Origin of the sequence: Pseudomonas sp. ADAK18 (genome assembly GCF_012935695.1) — a bacterium.
Lineage (GTDB): Bacteria > Pseudomonadota > Gammaproteobacteria > Pseudomonadales > Pseudomonadaceae > Aquipseudomonas.
Genome location: NZ_CP052859.1, coordinates 2,247,516 through 2,268,476, shown reverse-complemented (window position 1 = coordinate 2,268,476; position 20,961 = coordinate 2,247,516). Strand labels below are relative to the sequence as shown.

The window sequence follows — 20,961 nt, the reverse complement described above, 5'->3', positions numbered from 1 at the left end:
TGTATGAATGCACGATCCAGGTGTCTGTTCGCTAGTGCATGCAGTTTCATTGGGCCAAGGCCTTGGTTGCCCGGACCCTGGAAACGGCACAGGAGAGCGACGATGCATTACGTCCATTGGAACGCTGATAGAGCTGCCAGAGATTCGTAATCTGGAAATGGGAGGCCACTCTCCTCAACTGGCCATGTACTCCGTGTTCATGGCCAGTCATTCATCGAGGCTGATGTCAGTCGTCAAACCGTTGCCATTCGTCGATCCCAGCAAGATTCCGCCGCCTGTTCTCCTGTGCGTCGATCCGTTGGGGAGGAAACCGGTCCGCACCTACTGCCCAACGTGCCGTCGCCCGAGCAACTCTCCGTCCAAAACGTTCTGCGCTAAGTCTATCGCCTGGGTGTGGAGCGTTCTCCAGCGGGCTATCATTCAAGCTTTGGGTCATTAGACCTAGCCATGATCCGTTGACATTGACGTCGGTGAAACCGCCATCGGTGTAGCAGCCACCAGGCAGATCCCCGGCGCTCACCCACATCATTCCCATTTGCGCTGCAAAAATCGACATCTGCTGAAGTGTTACGAGCTTATCGCCGGAGCGCGACCCTGAGTTTGTGAACCCAGCCGCTATTTTGTCCTTCCACTCCTGGCTGCGCCAAGGCACGATGCCAGCCTCAAGGAATAGCTTAAACAATCCATGCGCGGATCCCATATAGGTGGGCGCGCCGAAAACGATGGCGTCAGCCGCCAGTAGCCGCTTCATGATCTCGTCGTCACGCCATCTGCCAGCATTGTCAATCTGGGCAGGTATGATCTCGATGAGTTCCGCATAGGTTCCCTCGATCATTTCTGAGCCGCGCCTAACATGCTCAGCAACAGTCCGGGTATGGCCTTGTCCAGATGAATACACAATTGCGACGATAGTCATTCACTTCTCCTGATTAGCGCTGTTGGTAGATACCGGTGAGGTCTCGACGCAGTGTGTTTTTTGCGGATAGACCACTCATAAAGCCCCTGGCAAGGATTACGTCTGACGGCAAAGCCGCAAGCTGGGTCCTGGGATGCGCCTCCCTAATCTCCCGTCCCACCCTTGAATCGCAACCGAGCATTTGATTCTGCGGCCAGATACGCTAAAACTCTAGGTGCTACGCCAACTTGGAAGGCAAATATGGCAATAACGCAAAACACTCGCTGGGTGCAGGTCGACAGTCCCCTCGGCGGCGATGTCCTGTTGCTGCAGAGCATGGCAGGCAGTGAAGAACTGGGGCGCTTGTTCCACTACGAATTGGATCTCACCTCCGAAGACCAGGCGATCAAGTTCGACCAGTTGCTGGGCAAGCCGATGGGCCTGACCCTGGAACTGTTCGAGGGTGGATATCGCTACTTTCACGGCATTGTCGGCAGTTGCCGACAACTGACCGGCCATGGCCAGTTTGCGGGCTACCGCGTCAGCCTGCGGCCCTGGTTCTGGCTGCTCACGCGTACCTCGGATTGCCGGATTTTCCAGAATAAGACGGTGCCGGACATCATCAAGCAGGTATTTCGCGACCTCGGTTTCTCCGACTTCGAAGACAGCCTGAGCGGCAGCTACCACGAGTGGGAATATTGCGTGCAGTACCGCGAAACCAGCTTCGACTTTGTCAGTCGGTTGATGGAGCAGGAAGGCATCTATTATTACTTTCGCCACGAAAAGGCGCGCCATATCCTGGTGTTGGCCGACGCCTATGGTGCCCACTCCACCGCCGCAGACTACGACTCGGTGCCCTTCTATCCCCCCGATCGGCAAATGCGTGAGCGCGATCATTTCTACGATTGGCAACTGGCACGGGAAGTACAATCCGGTTCGCTGGCGCTGAACGACTATGACTTCCAGCGTCCTCGCGCCAACCTTGATGTGCGCTCCAGTGTGCAGCGCAACCACAGCAACGGCGATTATCCGCTTTACGACTATCCCGGTGAATACGTACAAAGCAACGATGGCGAGCACTACGCGCGTACCCGCATCGAAGCCATTCATAGCCAGTTCGAGCGCGTGCAATTGCGCGGCTGCACCCGGGGCCTGGGCTCCGGCCATTTGTTCAAGCTGACGGGCTACGACCGTGCGGACCAGAACCGCGAATACCTGATTGTGGTCGCACGCTATCAGATCCGCCAGGAACTCTATGAAAGCGGACACTTGGAACTGGCCGAACAGTTCATCAGCGAGCTGGACTGCATGGATGCCAGCCAGGCCTTCCGTCCCCTCCCCCTGACCCCCATGACCATCGTCCGCGGGCCGCAGACTGCCGTGGTGGTTGGCCCCAGTGGCGAGGAGATCTGGACCGACCAGTATGGCCGGGTCAAAGTGCACTTCCACTGGGATCGCCATGACCAATCCAACGAAAACAGCTCCTGCTGGATTCGCGTGTCCCAGGCCTGGGCCGGCAAGAACTGGGGGGCCATGCAAATCCCGCGGATAGGTCAGGAAGTAATCGTCAGTTTCCTCGAAGGCGACCCGGATCGGCCGATCATCACCGGTCGTGTCTACAACGCCGAACAGACGGTGCCCTACAAGTTGCCGGCCAATGCCACCCAGAGCGGAGTGAAAAGCCGCTCAAGCAAAGACGGCTCACCCGCCAACTTCAATGAAATCCGCATGGAGGACAAAAAAGGCGAGGAGCAACTGTTTATTCATGCCGAGAAGAACCAGGACATTGAGGTCGAGAACGACGAGACTCACTGGGTTGGTCATGACCGCAGCAAGACCATCGACAACGACGAAACCGTACACGTCAAACACGACCGCACAGAAACTGTGGACAACAACGAAACCATCTCCATCGGTGTGAACCGTACCGAGGATGTGGGCAATAACGAGAAAATCACCATCGGTGTCAATCGCACCGAGCACGTGGGCAGCAACGAGACCATCACTATCGGTACAAACCGCACGGAAAAGGTCGGCGCCAACGAAAAGATCACCATCGTCAGCAACCGCACCGAAGATGTAGGCGGTAACGAGACCATCGACATCACGGGCAACCGTAACGAAACGGTCAAAGGCAACGAAGGGATCGAGATCAACGGCAACCAGAGTACCCAGATCGGCCAGAACGAATCCCGTGACGTCGACCGAAACCGAACCACAAGCATCAAGCAGAACGACAACCTGGACGTTGGCAAGCACTTTGCCCTCACCGCCGGCGACTCCATCACCCTGACCACCGGCGCGTCCAGCATCACCATGAAAAAGGACGGTTCCATCACGATTCGCGGCAAGAACATCATCATCGACGGTTCCGGTGCCATCAACATCAAGGCCAACAAGAACGTGGTGATCAAAGGGCAGAAGATCCTGCAGAACTAGGACATGGAGGTATATATATGACGGTTCATCACCCGCTACCCACCCTGGCCCGCATTGACGGCGTCGTCATCGGCACCTTGCTCGAACTGCCGCACGCCGGCGCGCCCACGGTCACCTACCCGGGGTGCCCGAACAGCGGCATCGTCGCTCGTTGCACCGCGCGGCTAAGCCCGGCGGATATCGGCAGCCCGGTGGCGCTCATGTTCGAAGACGGCGACCCGATCCGTCCATTGGTGATCGGTCTTCTGCTTGGCGCACAGGCCGCACCTGCTCCCGTCGCCAGCGTGCGACTGGATGAGCAGTGCCTGGAGTTGAGCGCCGAACGCGAGATCGTGCTGCGTTGCGGCAAAGCCAGCATCACCCTGACCCGCGCGGGCAAAGTGATCATCCAGGGCGCCTACCTGTCCAGCCGTTCCAGCGGAGTCAACCGCATCAAGGGCGGCTCGGTGCAAATCAACTAAACAGGTAGTCGGCCTATGGAACTGCTCAATGCCAGCAAACTGATTGTTGCCTATACCCTGGGCGTGACGCGCGATGGCCGCGAATCTCTGGTCGTGGTGGCCAAAGGCACGTTCAATCTACCGCTGGACGGCCGCGCCTTGACCCTCGCTGACAGCCAGCAACCGCTGCTGATGGCTGACACCTTCCTCGGCGAACCGGGCCTCAGCGCCCCGCTGCTGGAAATGGACTTCGCCCCGGTCAAGCCGTTCTGCGATGTACTGGTGTGTGGCAAGGCCTATGCGCCCGGCGGGCGGCCCTTGACGCAGTTGACTGCGGGTATTCGCGTGGGTCGGGTGAGCAAGGCTTTTTCCGTCCTTGGCCCGAGGCAATGGCAATTGGGACTATTGGGCATCTCTCCCGGCTCGCCGCAACCGTTTACCGAACAGAGCATCTCCTATGCCCAGGCCTACGGTGGCTCCCATCCTATGGTGAACGCCCCCGAAATGCGTGACGGTTACCTGGACAACCCAAGTGGTTGTGGCTGGTACCCGCGCGGACTTGATCACGCCTACATCGTCGGTAGGCCAATGCCCAACACCGAGGAATTGGGCAAGCCGATCGACAATCCCTGTGGCGACTTCCGCCCTATGGCCCTCGGCCCCATCGGTCGTAGCTGGCCGCAACGCGCCCGCTTCGCCGGTACCTACGACGATGCCTGGAAGGCTGACTGCTTTCCGTTTCTGCCAGCGGATTTCGATACCCGCTACTATCAGGCAGCCCCTGACGATCAGCAGGTCGACTACCTGCGCGGCGGTGAGGATGTGCTGCTGCTAAACCTCACCTCCCAGGAGCGAGCAGGCTTTCGCATCCCTGAAATGGAGGTGCCGGTGACCTTCTTCCTGAAGAAAGGCGGCCATGAAACGGTGTCAGCGGTGATCGACACCCTGCTGATCGACACAGACGCTCGCCAGGTGCAGTTGACCTGGCGTATCTCCCGTCCGCTACGGCGCAACATGTTCGAGATTGCCCAGGTGCTGGTCGGCACCATGTCCACGGGCTGGTGGAGGGCCCGAGAACTGGGTAAGGACTACTACCCGTCGCTGCGCGCCCTGGTAAACGCCAAGCGCGCCCCGGAGGAAACACACTGATGAGTGCTCTGTGCATCATCGGCTCCGGCATGGTCAGCGCTGTCGGCCTCAGCGCACCGGCCAGTTGCGCGGCGATCCGCTGCGCCATCGACAACTTCCAGGAAACCCGCTTTATCGATCGCGGCGGCGAATGGCTGATTGCCGCCAGTGTGCCGTTGGAACAACCCTGGCGCGGCCGCACCAAGCTGATCAAAATGGCCGCCCGGGCCATCGCTGAGGCCCTGCACAGCACCCCCAACGTCGACCCGGAAAAGACCCCGCTGCTGCTGGGGCTGGCGGAGCCCGAACGCCCCGGCCGCCTCGAGGGTCTCGATAAAGGGCTGCTGCACGCCATCGAAGACGAACTGGGCCTGCGCTTTCATCCCGCCTCCAGCATCATCGCCCATGGCCGGATCAGCGCCGCCGTGGCCCTGCTTGACGCACGTACGCTGATCTACCGGGGTGGCCATCGTCACGTGCTGATTGCCGGCGTCGATTCCTTCCTTAGCGCAGCAACGCTGTCCGCCTTCGAGCAACGCGAACGCCTGCTCACCAGTCAGAACTCCAACGGCTTTATCCCCGGCGAAGGTGCCGCAGCCGTGGTGCTGGCCGCCCCCGTCGTCAACGAAAAGCCGCAATTGGCCTGCATCGGCCTGGGTTTCGGCACAGAACAGGCCACGGTGGAATCCGAAGACATCCCGCTGCGCGCCGAAGGCCTGACCCAGGCTGTCCGCGCAGCCCTGAGCGAAGCCGGTTGCGGGTTGGAACAGATGGATTTTCGCCTGACGGATATTTCCGGCGAACAGTATTACTTCAAGGAAGCCTCCCTGGCCCTGAGCCGCAGCCTGCGAGTACGCAAGGAGTTCTTCCATCTCTGGCATCCAGCCGACTGCATCGGCGAAGTCGGCGCCGCCATCGGCCCGGCGATGCTCGCCGTGGCGCTGGCCGCCAGCCGTAAGGGCTATGGCGAAGGGCCGAATATTTTTTGCCACCTGGGCAACGACGCCGGCCAACGCGCCGTCGCGCTGCTCAGTTACCAGACCGTGAGGGCTGCCTGATGGCCAACCAAGTATTTGCCAACAATATGGAAGTCTCCTGCAAATCGGCCGACGGCAAATCGATCGCCTGCTTTCCGGATGTCTGCTTCACCCCGCCCGTGGCCCCGCCCACTCCGCTGGGTGTGCCCATCCCCTACCCCAACACCGGCATGGCCAAGGACACGACCAAGGGCAGTCGGACGGTGAAAATCAGTGGTAAGGAAATCATGCTCAAGGACCAAAGCTACTTCAAGACCAGCTATGGGGATGAGGCGGGAAATGCGCCCAAAAAGGGCGTCGTCACCAGCAAGATAAAGGGCAAGGTGTATTTCACCTCCTGGTCGATGGATGTGAAATACGAAGGGAAGAACGTCGTCCGGCACATGGACCTGACCACCCACAATCATGCCTCCCAACCGGGCAATACCATGCCCTGGACCTATACGGACCGAATGGCACTCGCCAAGGATTTGGCCCAATGCGAGGGAGAACGAGACCGGGCGAAAGACGCTTGCGGGGACACCAAGCAGAAAATGATCTGCCCGGATATCAGCAAGCTACAGGCTGCGACCAGCGCCAGGAAAGCCGCTAAAAGTGCGGCAGGCGGCGGGTTTAAAGATAATGCGGCCTATCTGGGCAAACATGCCGAAGTCCAGGGCGAGTATTCGTCCCTGGCCAAGACCATCAACCGCGACCCTTGCCAAAAGGCGATGCGCTGTTTTCTCGCGCCGTTCAAACCCAACAGATGTTGCCCTGGGCAAACCGGTGACCACCTGATCGACTCGGCGTCCTTTACCGACGGGCCGGCCTTTCCCGGCCAACCCCGAAGCAAGCACCCCACAAAAGCCGGCTGGAGCAAATACCAGACCGACAAAGCCCCAGTGATGTGCGTAGAGGGACCCAATCAGACCACCGCTACCCACGGCCAGATTCATACCCGACGTGGGGTGGTGGCCATGGAGGAGGCCGATGCAAAAGGTGAATGGCCAAGGTCCAAGGCCACGCAGACTGGGGCCAAGGCGGCCAAGAAAACCTTCCCGAACTCCGACTGTAGTCAGGAATGTCTGGAAGCTCAGTTGAACACGTATCACGACAAAGCCAAGGACCCTGGCAAGGAAAAACCGATCAATGCCTGTGCTTCCATGACCAGCAATCAAGACGAGCGCGATAAGGCTCAGGCCGAGATGTTCGATAACAAAAAAACTCGTCGTTAATTTATTCGCTTCAGGAGACCTACATGGACCCTCGAGACCCACGATTCCGCGGACTTAGCATTGGTACTGGAGTCGTTCGCTACTCAGACCTCAGTTATTTGATTACCACGAACGACATCTCTATTAGTGAAGGTTACACCGGTTCGATACTGATCTCTCTGGATTGTGGAACCTGGGGCGCCGACACAGTGCCATGGCTCGCCTGTTCCGGAACAGTCTGCCATGTGCCAGCCGAACGTTATCTGGCGCTTGGCACGGAAGGGTCGGTCGAAGCCAGTGGTGGTGGCACTCTTTCGCAAGAAGTCATCGCCAACTGCGGCGTAGACCCAAAAAAACGCGGCCCTCTACGTGAAATCCGTGGCATCGCCAAAGGTCGAGCCTATGCCGTAGGCACCTGCCGGCAAGCCTATCTTCGCGAGGACGAGGACCAGTGGAGATGCATCGACCAGAGCGCCCAAGTCGGTGACACTCCAATCACCGACACCAGCTTTGAGTCCATCGATGGCTTCAGCGAACAGGAAATCTATACCGTCGGCTGGGAAGGCGAAATCTGGCAGTACGACGGCGCCCGCTTCACCCAGCAGAACAGCCCGACCAACCTGGCGCTCTACAAGGTTCGCTGCGCGCCGGATGGTTTTGCCTATGCCTGTGGCCAACTCGGGACCTTGCTTCGGGGACGCAATGATCAATGGGAAATGATCGAACATGAAAGCACCGAGGAAGACCTCTGGGGCATGGAAGTTTTCGATGGGCAGCTTTACGTGTCGTCCACCCATTTCGTCTACCGGCTCGAGGACGGCAAGCTCAAGCCCGTCGATTTCGGCGACGACGTTCCGCTGACCTGTTATCACCTGAGCGCGGCCGACGGGATCATGTGGTCCATCGGGCCCAAGGATGTCATGCAGTTCGATGGTTCGACCTGGACGCGGTGCCTGCAAATTGACTAACCCGACGCTCCCGCCCTGCCCTCGCATCAGGACCAACGACTGATGAACACCCTCCCCGTCGTCCTTGACCTGCATGCTGAAGAAGCCAGCTTCCTCGCCATCCTGCGCGACTACGCATTACGCGCGCCGCATTACGATCTGGACGATCTCGGCAAACTGGAAGACCGTATCGACGCCCATCTCGATGGCCTGCGTATCGCCGGCCCCGCCGGCCTGGAAACCTTGCTGGCCCAACTTGGCCCACACACGGTTGGCGAGATATTCGCCAGCGTGGTCCTGGCCTTCGAGGCGCACAATACGAATGGGTTATCGCAGCTCAGCGAACACGTGAGAAACGCCGTGGAAACGGAGCGCGGTTATCTGATGGCCTTGGGGTGGCTCGACTGGGAGTGGGTAGCACCCTGGATCGACCGCATGCTCGCCTCCCCCAAGCCCCTGTTCCGCCGCCTCGGCCTTGCTGCCTGTGGTATGCATCGTCACGATCCGGGCGCTGCCCTGCTTACGGAGCTTTCGCAAGCCGAGCCCAGCGTGCTGGCACGTGCCGCCCGTACGGCCGGCGAACTGCGCCGGCATGACTTGATGCCGACCATTCGTGCCCACCGTCTACATAAAGATGCAGCGACACGCTTCTGGGTCAATTGGGCCACCGCGCAGATGGGCGATGAGCACGCACTGGAGTCACTGCGACCCTTCGCTGAGCAACCGGGTGAGTTCCAGTACCGTGCGCTCTGCGTCCTGTTGGCCTGGCAACATCGTGAGCACAGCATCGCCTGGATACACCAGTTGATACAGAACCCTGAGCAGCCGCGCATCGGCATCCAGGCCATTGGGCTGCTGGGCGATCCCGTCGGCGTGCCGTGGCTGATCCAGCAGATGAGCGACCTGCCTTATGCCCGCGTCGCCGGCGAAGCCTTCAGCCTGATGACCGGCGCAGACTTGGCGCTGCTCAATCTGGAACTGCAGCAGCTGCCGGATTTCGATGCTGGCCCGAACGACGACGCCGAGGACTCCAATGTCGTCATGGACCCCGATGAGAACCTGCCCTGGCCCGACCCGCAGTCAATTGCAGTCTGGTGGCAGGCCCATGGAGGTGATTTCCAGGCGGGCGTCAGCTATATGCTGGGGCTGCCGCATAGCGTGAACAGTTTTCAGCAAGCACTTGCCCAGGGTCAGCAACGCCAGCGCATTGCCGCCGCCTGCGGCATCGCCCGCTTTCGGCCGACCGAAGTGCTTTTCCCCACCAGCGCACCGGCCTCGCGGCAAAAGAAGTTGTTGGGGGAACCTGCGCAATTCGGGCGATAAATGGCCGCCTCGTAGCCGCGACCTCAACACACCGCGATATGCGAGTCCGTGCGTGGTTCAGTCCCGCCGCATAACACGCCGGTTTCAGGATTACGCAGGATGATCTGTCCTCGTCCGTAGCGGGTCAGGTTGCAGGCTATTTGCACCTCATGCCCTCGCCTCGCCAACGCGGCGGCCATATCACGCGAAGCGCCCTGCTCGATGCCGACCTTCAGCCCTCCCAGCCATTGCCAGCGCGGTGCATCCAGCGCGGCTTGCGGGTTCAGGCCAAAATCCACCAGGTTCATGACCAACTGCACATGCCCCTGGGGTTGCATGTAGGCGCCCATGACACCGAACGGCCCCAATGCCACACCGTTTTTGCTGAGAAACCCCGGGATGATGGTATGAAAGGTTTTCTTCCCGGGAGCCAGGCAATTGACATGCTCAGGATCGAGGCTGAATTCTTCGCCGCGGTTTTGCAGGGCGATACCGCTATTGGGCAGCACCACGCCGGAGCCAAAGCCGTGGTAGTTGCTCTGGATGAACGAGACCATATTGCCTTCGCCATCGGCGGTGGCCAGGTACACCGTGCCGCTGGCGTGAGGATCCCCCGGATGTGGCGCCACTGCCTGCTCGCCGATCTGTGCACGGCGCTGGGCGGTATAGGACTCACTGAGCAAGTCTTCAACGGCGACCCGCATATGGGCTGGGTCGGTGATGTGGTGTAAACCGTCGCTGTACGCAAGTTTCATGGCTTCAAGTTGACGGTGCCAGGTCTGTTGGCTGTCGCGGTGATCGAAGTCGAAGCCTTCGAGGATTTTCAAGGTCATCAATGCTATCAGCCCCTGGCCGCTGGGCGGAATCTCCCAGACGTCATACCCCCTGTAATTCACCTTGATCGGGTCAACCCACTGGGCGTGGTAGTCCTGCAAGTCACTGGCACGCAGGTAACCGCCCGTGGCCCGGGAGTGCGCGTCCAAACGTTGCGCCAGGGCGCCACGGTAGAAACTTTCGCAGCCGGTTGCCGCCAACTCCATTAAGGTCTGCGCCTGGGCGGGGTTGTGAAACATCTCGCCGGCTCGTGGTGCCCTGCCCTCGATCAAAAAAGTCTCGAACCACGCGTCGAGGGCGACGTCCCGGTCCTGAGTGAAATTCTCCAGCGCGGTTTGCCAGAGCAGTGAGACGACCGGTGAGACGGGAAACCCATCCCGCGCCAGGCTGATGGCCGGTTGCAACAGCTCGGCAAAGGGCAAGCGCCCGAAGCGCCTGGACAATTCTGCCCAGGCCGCCGGGCAACCCGGCACGGTGACCGGCGTCCAGCCATGCGATGGCATATGCGCGTGGCCAGCCGCTTTCACCGCCTCGATGCTCAGGGCTTGCGGGGCATGGCCGCTGGCATTCAAGCCATGCAATTTATTCTGCGTCCACACCAGCGCAAAGGCATCGCCACCAATCCCGCAGCCGGTCGGTTCAACCACCGTCAGCGCCGCCGCCGTGGCAATCGCCGCGTCAATGGCGTTGCCACCCTTGCGTAGCATTTCAATCCCCGCTTCTGCGGCCAAGGGTTGGGACGCCGCGACCATGCCGCGTTTCGCGAAAACGCACTGACGCTGTGAGGCGTAGGGATACTCATGAACTGAAAACTTGAACATGGCAGCGTTCTCACTGGACGTTTGAAAGAGAGCAGCATAGTGCGAAGCCTAGCAAAAGCTCCGCCAGACAACATTTCCTCTATTGGCGGTAAACCAACTCATGAATTAACGTTCAATCCACGCATCCATCCGGCTAGAACCCAGCTGCCATTTCCTCCCTTTACGGAGGACCGGCCAATGCTCCCTGCTTTCACTACTCAACAAAGAAGTTAACTAACTGATTAATTAGAGTAAATATGAAAGAGCATTTGCCGGTCAGCCTACTGTGCCTCGCTGTACTCGCTGGTTGTACCGTTGGGCCGAACTTTACCCGCCCCGATGTTCCTGCCGGTGCCGACTACTCTCAGGAAAAACTGCCTACCACAGCTTCGGCGGATGTGGCCGCAGGCGGCGCGGCGCAGAAGCTGGTCGCCGGCATGGATATTCCCGGGCAATGGTGGACGCTGTTCCGCTCACCCGCGCTGAATGCATTGGTCGAAGAGGCGTTGCGGGCCAACCCGGATGTGAGCGCGGCCCAAGCGGCGCTGCGTCAGGCCAACGAACTGGTGTATGCCGACCAGGCCTCGCTGTTTCCTTCGGTGAGCGGCTCGGCGTCGAAAACCCGGGAGAAGGTATCCGGGGTCTCTACAGGCACTGCGTCGTCACCGATTCTGACCGTCAACTCAGCGTCGCTGAGCGTTTCCTACGCTCCGGACGTGTTCGGGGGCACCCGTCGCCAGATCGAATCATCCACGGCACAGGCCGAGTACGAGCGCTTCCAGCTGGAGGCCACTTACCTCACGCTGACCTCGAATGTGGTCAATACCGCCGTGAGCCTGGCGTCGGTGCGCGATCAAGTGGCGGCCACCGAGGAAATCATTCGCCTGCAGAGCGACCAACTTGACGTTCTACAAGCCCAGCGGCGACTGGGTGCCATTGGCGACACCAATGTGCTCACACAAGAAACGGCCCTGGCACAAACCCGCGCGAGCTTGCCGCCCCTGCAAAAACAGCTGGCACAGACCCGTAACCAGTTGATGGCCTACCTCGGCCGGTTTCCCAATCAGGATCAGGGCGAACGTTTCGTTCTGGCCTCCCTGCATTTGCCGCAGGAATTGCCGGTCAGCCTGCCCTCGGCAATCGTGGGCCAGCGCCCTGATGTGCGTTCCGCGCAGGCGCAATTGCATCAAGCCAGCGCGAACATTGGGGTGGCCATCGCCAATCAGTTACCGCAATTCAGCATCACCGGCTCCCTGGGCTCCACGGTCGCGAGCGGGACCAAGCTGTTTTCATCTGGCAGCGGGGTCTGGAGCCTTGCCGGCTCGATCACCCAGCCCATCTTTGACGCCGGGGCACTCGAGCATCGCAAACGCGCCGCCGTGGCTGCCTATGACGAGTCGGCTGCCCGTTACCGCAGTACCGTAATAGCCGCCTTCCAGGATGTGGCCAACGCGCTCCGGGCGCTGGAAGCCGATGCTGATGCGCTCAATCAGCAGGTGGCCGCCGAACGTTCTGCTCAAGCGAGCCTGGCTCTGGTGCAGTCGCAGTTCCGCCTCGGTGCGGTGGCGTACATCAATCTGCTCACGGCCCAACAAACCTATCAAAACACCGTGGTCACACGCGTCCAGGCCCAGGCCGCCCGTTACAGCGATACCGCAGCGCTCTTCCAGGCGTTGGGCGGCGGTTGGTGGAACCGAGCCGATGTTGATCCCGCCACGGCGGGCAAGCCTGACCGCTTTGGCCTGCCCTCCTGGCAGGAGGTCATGCCGGCCAACAGAAAAGATGCCTCTGCCGATACGCCGCAGTTCAACTGACTTGAACCCTTTCAACAGTGAGAACACCCATGGCTGACGTCAACACCGACTCTCCCCTGCCCCCACAGCCGACTGCGCCTGGCAGCCCGCGCAAGCGGCGCCTGTGGCGGCCGATGATCCTGATGATCGTGGTGGTGCTGGTGATCGTCGCGATCATCGTCGGGGTCAAGTTCACCCAGATCTCGGCGTTGATCGCACAATCCAAAATCCCCCTGCCCGCCGCCGTGGTCACCGCCATGCCAGCGCAGTTCGCCGACTGGCAACCGAGTGTCTCCGCCGTGGGTTCGATAAAAGCGGTGCGCGGGGTCGACGTCACCACGGAGGTGGGCGGCATCGTCCGCACGCTGGGCTTCAAGCCTGGGCAGCAGGTCCCGGCTCAAGCCCTCCTCGTCCAGTTGAATGCCGACTCGGACATCGCCCAGCTGCATTCGCTTGAGGCTACGGCTGACTTGGCCGTCATCGTCCTCAAGCGCGACAAGGCGCAATTGGCGGTGAACGCCGTGTCGCAAGCACAAGTGGATACCGACAGCGCAGACTTGAAAGCCAAACTCGCGGCCGCAGAGCAACAGCGGGCGCTGGTGGAGAAAAAGGCCATTCGGGCACCATTTGCCGGGCGCATCGGGATTACCAGCGTCAACCCCGGCCAATACCTCAACCCCGGTGACAAAATCGCCACGCTGCAAACTTTCGACCCGATCTATATCGACTTCACTGTGCCGCAAACCCAACTGGAGGCGATCAGCATCGGGCAGGCGGTCTCCGTGACGGCGGACGGCCTGTCCAATCAGACCTTTGCCGGCAAGATCACTACCGTCGATACCCAATTCGACTCGACCACGCGCAACGTCACGGTAGAAGCCACCGTCGAGAATCCCAAGCAGAGCCTGGTGCCGGGCATGTTTGCCCGCGCCGTGGTGCAGTCTGGCGCGACGCAGCGCTACCTCACCGTTCCACAGACATCGGTCACCTACAACCCATACGGGACCACCGTATTCATCGCTACGACGACGAAGAACGACAAAGGTGAAGACGTACTGACGGCGGCGCAAACGTTCATCAAGACCGGGCCGACCCGGGGTGACCAGGTCGCGATTCTGTCTGGCGTCAAGGAAGGCGACCAAGTGATCACCAGTGGGCAGATGAAGCTCAAGAACGGCTCGCCGGTGCAGATTGATAACCGTGCCGCGCCCCTGAACGACGCCGCGCCGACTCCCCAAGAACACTAAGGTGTCTCATGAAACTTACCGATACCTTCATCCAGCGACCGGTCTGGGCCATCGTCGTCTCGCTGTTCATCTTGATCCTGGGGCTGCGCTCGATCTTCGAATTGCCGGTCAACCAATGGCCACGCACTGAAAACACGGTCGTCACCATCACCACCACCTACTACGGTGCAGACGCGTCCACCGTCGCCGGTTTTATCACCCAGCCGCTGGAGTCGGCCATCGCCCAGGCGCAAGGCATCGACTACCTGTCGTCCTCAAGCATCACCAGCGTGTCGACCATTACCGCGACGCTGCGACTCAACTACGACGCCAGCAAGGCGCTGACCGAGATCAATACCCAGGTCAACTCAGTCAAGAACCAGTTGCCGGCACAAACCCAGGAGCCGGTCCTGACGGTAGCGGTCGGTCAAACCACGGACGCCATGTACCTGGGTTTCTACAGCGACACACTGCCCACCAACAACATCACCGACTACCTCGTGCGGGTGGTCAAGCCCAAGCTGGATTCGATCCAGGGCGTGCAAACCGCCGAGATTCTCGGCGGGCGCCAGTTCGCGCTGCGTGCCTGGCTGGATCCGGACAAGTTGGCGGCGCATAACGTCTCGGCGCAGGACGTTTCCACGGCGCTGGCCAATAACAACTACCTGTCTGCGGTCGGCTCGACCCGAGGGCAAACGGTCACGGTGGATTTGACCGCCGGCACCGACTTGCACACGGTGGATGAATTCAAGCGGCTGGTGATCAAGCAGAAAGGCGATGCGCTGGTGTACCTGGAGGATGTGGCGACGGTCACCCTGGGTGCGGAAAGCTACGACAGCAGCGTGGCGTTCTCCGGCAAGCGCTCGGTGTTCATCGGGATCAAGGCGGCCCCCAATGCCAACATCCTGACCGTCGCCGATAATGTACGCAAAGCCTTCCCCGAGCTGCAATCCCAACTGCCGGCGGGTGTTCGCGGCGAGATCGTCTACGACTCCACCGAGTTCATCAATACCTCGATTTACGAGGTGGTGAAGACCCTGGTAGAAGCCATGGTGATCGTCTCGGTGGTCATCTACCTGTTCCTCGGCTCGTTCCGGGCGGTGATTGTGCCCTTGGTGGCGATCCCGCTGTCGTTGGTCGGAACATTCTTCATCATGTATTTGCTCGGCTACTCCATCAACCTGCTGACCCTGCTGGCACTGGTGTTGGCGATTGGGCTGGTGGTTGACGATGCGATTATTGTGGTCGAAAACGTCGACCGGCATATCAAGGAAGAAGGCAAAGGCGTGCTGGAGGCCGCACTGATCGCGGCGCGGGAATTGGGCGGTCCGATCATCGCAATGACCGTGGTGCTGATTGCCGCCTACGTGCCCATCGGATTACGCAGCGGCCTCACGGGTGCGCTATTCAAGGAGTTCTGTTTCTCGTTGGCCGGTGCGGTGACCGTATCGGCCGTCGTGGCGCTGACCCTTTCACCGATGATGACCTCGAAGCTGTTCAAGTCAGGCCAGGAAGAAGGCCGCTTCGCGCGTCGGCTCGACCAGTATTTCGACTGGTTGCGCGGCCGTTACCATCGGGTGTTGTCCGCGGGCTTGAACGTCTGGCCGGTGCTGGTGACCTTCGGCTTTATCCTGTTCCTGTTGGTGGCTGCCAGCGGCATGACCGCCAAAAGCGAGCTGTCGCCGACCGAGGACCAGGGCCTGGTGTTCATGCAGATCAAAGGCCCACCGACGGCCTCGCCCCAGCAGATGGAACGGATCGCCGACCAGGCCTTCCAGATCGCCAAAAAAGAACCTGAATACGCACAGATGTTCCAATTGACGGGGTTGCCGGCACTCAACCAGGGCCTGGGTGGGGTGCTACTCAAGTCGTGGGGCGATCGGAGCCGGTCGCAAGCCGACCTGATCAAGCAGCTCCAGCAGCAATGGAACCAGGTGCCCGGCGCGACGATCGCAGCCTTTCCGCTGCCCTCGTTGCCGGGGGCACAAGGCCTGCCGGTGCAGTTTGTGATTACCACCACCGATTCAATCGACAACTTGAATGATGTCGCCCAGGCCGTGATGGCCGAGGCGCAAAAGCAACAGCTGTTCTGGTTCTCCGACATGGATTTGAAACTCGACAAACCGCAAGCCAAGTTAGTGGTTGACCGGGAGAACATCGCGGCGCTGGGCATGACCCAGGCAGACGTCGGCGCGGCCCTGTCAGCGGCGCTCGGCGGCAACTACGTGAACTACTTCTCGACGGCCGGGCGCTCCTACAAAGTAATTCCCCAGGTGCTGCAGGTTGACCGTCTCAACCCGGAGCAAATACTCGACTACTACATTCGCACCCCCTCAGGCGCGATGATTCCCGCACGCACGGTGGCGCATATCGAGACCTCTACCCAGCCGGAGTCGATCAACCACTTCCAGCAACTTAACTCGGCCACCCTGTCGGGTGTCAGCGGCGTGGCCCAAGGCGAGTTGCTGGCGAAACTGGAGGCGATTCTGAATAAGGTCGCCCCTTCGGGATACACCTCGGATTTCTCGGGAGAGTCGCGTCAGTTTATGCAAGAGTCGGGCGGGTTCGTTGGCCTGCTCCTGTTCTCGATCCTTATTGTCTACCTGGCGCTGGCCTTCCAGTTCGAGAGCTTCCGAGACCCGGTGGTGATCCTGTTCTCAGTGCCCCCGGCGCTCTTTGGCGCGCTGGCCTTCATCACCATGGGGTTCGCGTCCATCAACGTGTACACGCAAGTGGGGCTGGTGACGTTGCTCGGGCTGATTACCAAGCACGGGATTTTGATCGTCCAGTTCGCCAACGAACTGCAGCGTGCAGGTCACAGCAAGCGTGAAGCCATTGAAGAAGCTGCGGCGGTGCGTCTACGACCGATTCTGATGACCACCGCCGCCATGGTCCTGGGCGTGGTGCCACTGGTTTGGGCTAGCGGTGCCGGTGCTGCGGGGCGTCATGACATGGGGTTGGTGATCTTCGCCGGTTTGTCTATCGGCACCCTGCTGACGCTATTCATGGTGCCGGCCATGTACATGTTTATTGGCGAGACTCACCACAAGGAGCAAGAACAGCCGCTGCTTGGCGAGCAGCCTGCAAGATAACAGTTAGAGATGGAGTTGTGGCGAGGGGGCTTGCCCCCGTTGGGCTGCGAAGCGGCCCCAATAAGATCACTGAGTTTTTTCAGATGGACCGAGATAACCGATTTTAGGGCCGCTACGCAGCCCAACGGGGGCAAGCCCCCTCGCCACAGGTTGGTGGTGTCACGCAGCCGGGCAAGCCCAGCTATTGGCCGCCCGAGCAATCTGGCTGGCCAATTGGCCAATGGCTTTCTGATGCGCCAGCACCAGGGCATCCATGCTCACCCCCGCCGGCTCGTGAATCACGCTGGAGCACGTCAGGTTACGGCGCTTCTGACCCTCGCTGCGCTGGCTCAAACTCCACACCACATCGATCAAGGCGTATTGCCCCGGCAACGAGTCAAAGCGACGCACGTCGGTCTGCAGCGACACCACCGGCTTGTCGGCGGCCTTGGGCAGACCCGCCAGATTGCGTGTGCCCAACTTCAACTCCAACTGCCCGGCCAGGGCGTCGTGGAACTCATCAGCGAGGGGCGCACCCCAGCGTTCGGTCTCCAGAATCATCAGCCCGCCGTTGCTCTGACGCACCACCATCTGTGGCTGGTCGACCTGCACCGGCATGCGCACGCCCAGCATCTCGAACTGGAAGGCTGGCGCCGCGACATTTTGCCGTTGTTCAGGCGCCGTGGGCACCAGGGTGTAGTAATGGGTCGGCGCCGAGCTGCAGGCCGCCAGGCCCAAGGTGGCCAGCAAGGCCAGGGAACGAAAGGTCATGGCGGTCATTCCTGTTCAATTTCACGAGAGGTTGAAGGCGTCGGCTGGTAGGCGTCCGGCTTACCGTCCTTGAGACGGCCACGAATCAAAGCTTCCGGGTGGCGTCCGAGGAAGTCGGTGAGCACGCGCACCGAGCGTGCCGTGCGCTGCACTTCATCCATGGCCTGGCCCAACTGTTGGCGCTGTGGCGAATCTTCGGCAAAGCTGTCGTTGGCCGTGGCCAGGGTCTTGCGCGTTTGCACCAGGGTGTCACGCATCTCTGGCAGCACCTGGCCGTTGACGTTCGCCAAGGTCTTGTTCAGTTGGCCGAGGCTGCCGTTGAGGTTGTCGGCAATCTGGTCGATCGGGATCTTGCTGAGCTTGTCGACGAAGGCCTGCAACTGCTCCTGCGCCTTGTCCAGGCTGCCGGGCACCGTGGGAATGAGCATGGGCCGTGCGGTCGAGTCGAAGGTGACTGGCTTGGCGTTGGGCACAAAGTTCATCGAAATGTACAACTGCCCCGTCAGCAGGTTCGCACTGCGGGCCTGAGCGCGTAGGCCGTGCTTGACCATCTGCTCCATCAGGTGCACACCTTTGGCTTCATCGTCATCGCCCATCAGGGCCAGCTTGTCGTGTGCCTTACCCAGGCGGTTGGGATAGATGACGGCCCCGATTACCGTGGGAAAGGTCTCAGCCTTGGCGTCGTAATCCAGGTCCACCGAGACCACGCGGCCAACGTTTACACCTAGGAATTCGACTGCCGAGTTCACGGTAAGACCGCGCAGAGACTGGTCGAAGCGCATCTGCACATAACGGCCCTGGCCGTCAGGCCGCGCCAATGCGGTTTCCAAGTCATCGAACAGGGTGAACTCCGCGCGCTCATCGGCCAGGGATTTGTCGACGCTGTAGTTAGGCTCGATAAAGGCAACGCCACCCGCCAGGATGGAAGCCACCGACTGGGTGTTCACCTTCAAGCCGTTGGCGCCGAGGCTGACGTCCACACCGCTGGCGTTCCAGAACCGGCTGTCCTTGCGCACATACTGATCGTTGGGGGCATTGACGAAGATGTCGACGTCCACGCCCTTGCCGTCGGCGGCTAACTGATAGGACACCACCTGCCCGACCTGAATGCGCCGGTAGTAGACCGCAGAGCCGATGTCGAGCGAGCCCAGGTCAGCGGTGTGCAGGGTGAAGCGTTTGCCCTTCTGCCCATAGGTAATAGCCGGAGGATTCTCCAGGCCAACGAAGTTGTCTTCGGTGTCCTTTGCCTCACCTGGATCTGCGCCGATGAACGCGCCTGACAATAGCGTATCGACCCCCGATACGCCGCCGGCACCGATGCGTGGGCGCACCACCCAGAAACGCGTGTCGCGCTTAGTGAACGCCGCGGCTGACTGATCGAGTTCGATAGTCGCGTCGATATGGGCACGGTCGTCGCTCAAGGCGATCGAGGTGACCTTGCCGATCACCACGTTCTTGTACTTGACCTGAGTTTTGTTCGCCTCAAGTCCTTCGGCGGTAAGGAAGGTGACGACGATCTGCGGACCCACCGACATGGCCTTGTGCACCACCATCGACAGGCCGATCAGGGCTGCCACGATCGGCACCAGCCAGACCAGCGAAACGTTGAAGCGTCGGCTCCGGACCTCGGGGTTCGAAGGTGTGGGGGTGGAACGTGGGTGATCAGGCATCTTCAACCTCTGCATCCCAGATAAGCCGGGGATCAAAACTCATGGCAGCCAACATCGTCAGTACCACAACCAAACCAAAAAACAGGATACCCAGGCGCGGCTCGATACTGCTCAGCGAACGGAACTGCACCAGGGCGGCGATCAGTGCTACCACCAGTACATCCAGCATCGACCAGTAGCCGATCACCTCGATCAGACGGTAAAGCTTGGAGCGCTCGCGCATGGCCCACCGGCTGCGCATCTGGCACGTCACCAGCAACGTGCCCAGCACCAGAAACTTCAGGCACGGCACCGCGATGCTGGCGATAAAAATCAACAGGGCGATATCCCAGGAGCCGCTTTCCCAAAACTCGACCACCCCACTCATGATGGTGTTTTCACTGCCACTGCCGAACATGTCGGTATACATCACAGGTAGCAGATTAGCGGGGATATAGAAAATCAGGCTGGCCAGCAGCAACGCCCAGGTACGCGCCAGGCTTTCCGGCTTGCGCCGGTGCACCGCTGAGTTGCAGCGTGGGCAGTTGTGGACGTCCTCGGCACAGGCCTGGCCGCAGGTATGGCACAGCGTCAGCTGGAGGTCGCGGGCATAAGGCGGCAGGCTCACGGGATGACCCCTTCAAGGTCGTGCCAGAGGCGGCGAATGCCTTTGCCGGAAATGATGATGATCAGCACCGTCAGCATCGCCAGTGCCCACAGGCCCAGGCCAGGGTGCACATCGAGCATCCCTCCCAGCTTGATGATCGCCACCAGGATGCCCAATAGGCAGACCTCCAGCATGCTCCAGGGCCGCAGATGCTCCAACGCGCGCATGCAGGCCTTGAAGCCGGGTGCGGCGACGCCCGCCACCGCAAAGCTCAGTACCCAACACAACAGGATGATTTGCAGCATCGGCGCCAGGATGATGGTCAGGCCAGCCACGGCGGCGATGACACTGATACGCCCCTGGGCAAGCGCTTCCACCGACTGCCACAACGTGGCCTCATTGCCCAGGCCTTGCAGGCTGATGGACATCACCGGGAACGCGTTGGCGAAACAGAAGACAATCGCGGCGCAAATGGAAAGCGCCAGCAGTTGTTGGGTGCTCAACTGCCCGCCGCGATCGAGGACAGCACCACAACGCAGGCAAAAAGACTTTTGCCCACGCACCAGCGGCGTGGGCTGGTAGACGGAGTCGCAGTGCTCGCAGATGATCCAGTCAGGTTTATTCATGAGGCTCTTTTGCGCGGATCGTGTCGAAGTAAGCAAGTAACATGCGAATAGGTCGCAGGCATGCTACCAGATATGACGGTAACGACACGAGCCGCGCACTGACCTGTGGCGAGGGGGCTTGCCCCCGTTGAGCTGCGCAGCGGCCCTAATAAGATCGCCGAGTTTTTCAGATAGACCGAGATAACAGTTTTAGGGCGGCTTCG

Annotated in this window: 16 protein-coding genes; 10 read left to right on the top strand and 6 right to left on the bottom strand. The window is 60.4% G+C overall.

Annotation, left to right across the window (positions count from 1 at the left end):
• Positions 1-226: 226 nt before the first annotated feature.
• Complete coding sequence (locus tag HKK55_RS10260) at positions 227-916, bottom strand: flavodoxin family protein (protein WP_169354553.1); 690 nt, start codon at positions 914-916, stop codon at positions 227-229.
• 240 nt (positions 917-1,156) lie between these two features.
• Between HKK55_RS10260 and HKK55_RS10255 the strand changes: the two genes are divergently transcribed.
• The 7 genes from HKK55_RS10255 (at position 1,157) to HKK55_RS10225 (ending at position 9,402) form a co-directional block, all read left to right on the top strand.
• Entirely contained in the window at positions 1,157-3,334 is a 2,178-nt protein-coding gene (locus tag HKK55_RS10255) for a type VI secretion system Vgr family protein (RefSeq protein ID WP_169354552.1), read from the top strand.
• Positions 3,335-3,351: 17 nt separating this feature from the next.
• Positions 3,352-3,795 carry a DUF6484 domain-containing protein gene (locus HKK55_RS10250; RefSeq protein ID WP_169354551.1) on the top strand — a complete coding sequence of 148 codons (444 nt, stop codon included), beginning with the start codon at positions 3,352-3,354 and terminating at the stop codon, positions 3,793-3,795.
• Between the two features lie 15 nt (positions 3,796-3,810).
• A complete protein-coding gene (locus HKK55_RS10245; protein WP_169354550.1) occupies positions 3,811-4,923 on the top strand; it encodes a DUF2169 domain-containing protein in 1,113 nt (370 codons plus the stop codon).
• The gene (locus tag HKK55_RS10240; protein ID WP_169357826.1) at positions 4,920-5,960 is read left to right on the top strand and encodes a hypothetical protein; all 1,041 of its coding nucleotides are present in this window, start codon (positions 4,920-4,922) and stop codon (positions 5,958-5,960) included. Before HKK55_RS10245 ends, HKK55_RS10240 begins: the two co-directional genes overlap by 4 nt.
• On the top strand, positions 5,960-7,153 hold the full coding sequence (locus HKK55_RS10235; RefSeq protein ID WP_169354549.1) for a PAAR-like domain-containing protein: 1,194 nt from the start codon (positions 5,960-5,962) through the stop codon (positions 7,151-7,153). The genes HKK55_RS10240 and HKK55_RS10235 overlap by 1 nt, the downstream gene beginning before the upstream one ends.
• 224 nt (positions 7,154-7,377) lie before the next feature.
• Positions 7,378-8,100, top strand: a complete 723-nt coding sequence (locus HKK55_RS10230; RefSeq protein WP_169354548.1) for a hypothetical protein — start codon at positions 7,378-7,380, stop codon at positions 8,098-8,100.
• A gap of 42 nt (positions 8,101-8,142) precedes the next feature.
• Positions 8,143-9,402: a TIGR02270 family protein gene (locus HKK55_RS10225; protein WP_169354547.1), complete on the top strand. Its 1,260-nt coding sequence runs from the start codon at positions 8,143-8,145 to the stop codon at positions 9,400-9,402.
• A 23-nt stretch (positions 9,403-9,425) separates the two neighbouring features.
• Here the strand turns inward: HKK55_RS10225 and HKK55_RS10220 are convergent, their stop codons facing one another.
• Positions 9,426-11,036 carry a gamma-glutamyltransferase family protein gene (locus HKK55_RS10220; RefSeq protein ID WP_169354546.1) on the bottom strand — a complete coding sequence of 537 codons (1,611 nt, stop codon included), beginning with the start codon at positions 11,034-11,036 and terminating at the stop codon, positions 9,426-9,428.
• 236 nt (positions 11,037-11,272) lie between these two features.
• Between HKK55_RS10220 and HKK55_RS10215 the strand changes: the two genes are divergently transcribed.
• From HKK55_RS10215 to HKK55_RS10205, 3 genes are all read left to right on the top strand, one after another.
• Positions 11,273-12,829 (top strand): efflux transporter outer membrane subunit, encoded by a 1,557-nt coding sequence (locus tag HKK55_RS10215; RefSeq protein WP_169354545.1) that lies wholly within the window; start codon positions 11,273-11,275, stop codon positions 12,827-12,829.
• 113 nt (positions 12,830-12,942) lie between these two features.
• Complete coding sequence (locus tag HKK55_RS10210) at positions 12,943-14,055, top strand: efflux RND transporter periplasmic adaptor subunit (protein ID WP_237151363.1); 1,113 nt, start codon at positions 12,943-12,945, stop codon at positions 14,053-14,055.
• A gap of 8 nt (positions 14,056-14,063) precedes the next feature.
• Positions 14,064-17,126 carry an efflux RND transporter permease subunit gene (locus HKK55_RS10205; RefSeq protein ID WP_169354543.1) on the top strand — a complete coding sequence of 1,021 codons (3,063 nt, stop codon included), beginning with the start codon at positions 14,064-14,066 and terminating at the stop codon, positions 17,124-17,126.
• 159 nt (positions 17,127-17,285) lie between these two features.
• Here HKK55_RS10205 and HKK55_RS10200 read toward each other — a convergent pair whose 3' ends face one another.
• The 4 genes from HKK55_RS10200 to HKK55_RS10185 are packed head-to-tail and all read right to left on the bottom strand — an operon-like array spanning position 17,286 to position 20,758.
• Positions 17,286-17,876 (bottom strand): membrane integrity-associated transporter subunit PqiC, encoded by a 591-nt coding sequence (locus HKK55_RS10200; RefSeq protein ID WP_169354542.1) that lies wholly within the window; start codon positions 17,874-17,876, stop codon positions 17,286-17,288.
• Between the two features lie 5 nt (positions 17,877-17,881).
• A complete protein-coding gene (locus HKK55_RS10195; RefSeq protein WP_169354541.1) occupies positions 17,882-19,546 on the bottom strand; it encodes an intermembrane transport protein PqiB in 1,665 nt (554 codons plus the stop codon).
• Positions 19,539-20,153, bottom strand: coding sequence for a paraquat-inducible protein A (locus HKK55_RS10190; RefSeq protein ID WP_169354540.1), 615 nt, complete (start codon positions 20,151-20,153; stop codon positions 19,539-19,541). Before HKK55_RS10190 ends, HKK55_RS10195 begins: the two co-directional genes overlap by 8 nt.
• Positions 20,150-20,758, bottom strand: a complete 609-nt coding sequence (locus HKK55_RS10185; RefSeq protein ID WP_169354539.1) for a paraquat-inducible protein A — start codon at positions 20,756-20,758, stop codon at positions 20,150-20,152. Before HKK55_RS10185 ends, HKK55_RS10190 begins: the two co-directional genes overlap by 4 nt.
• Positions 20,759-20,961 lie beyond the last annotated feature (203 nt).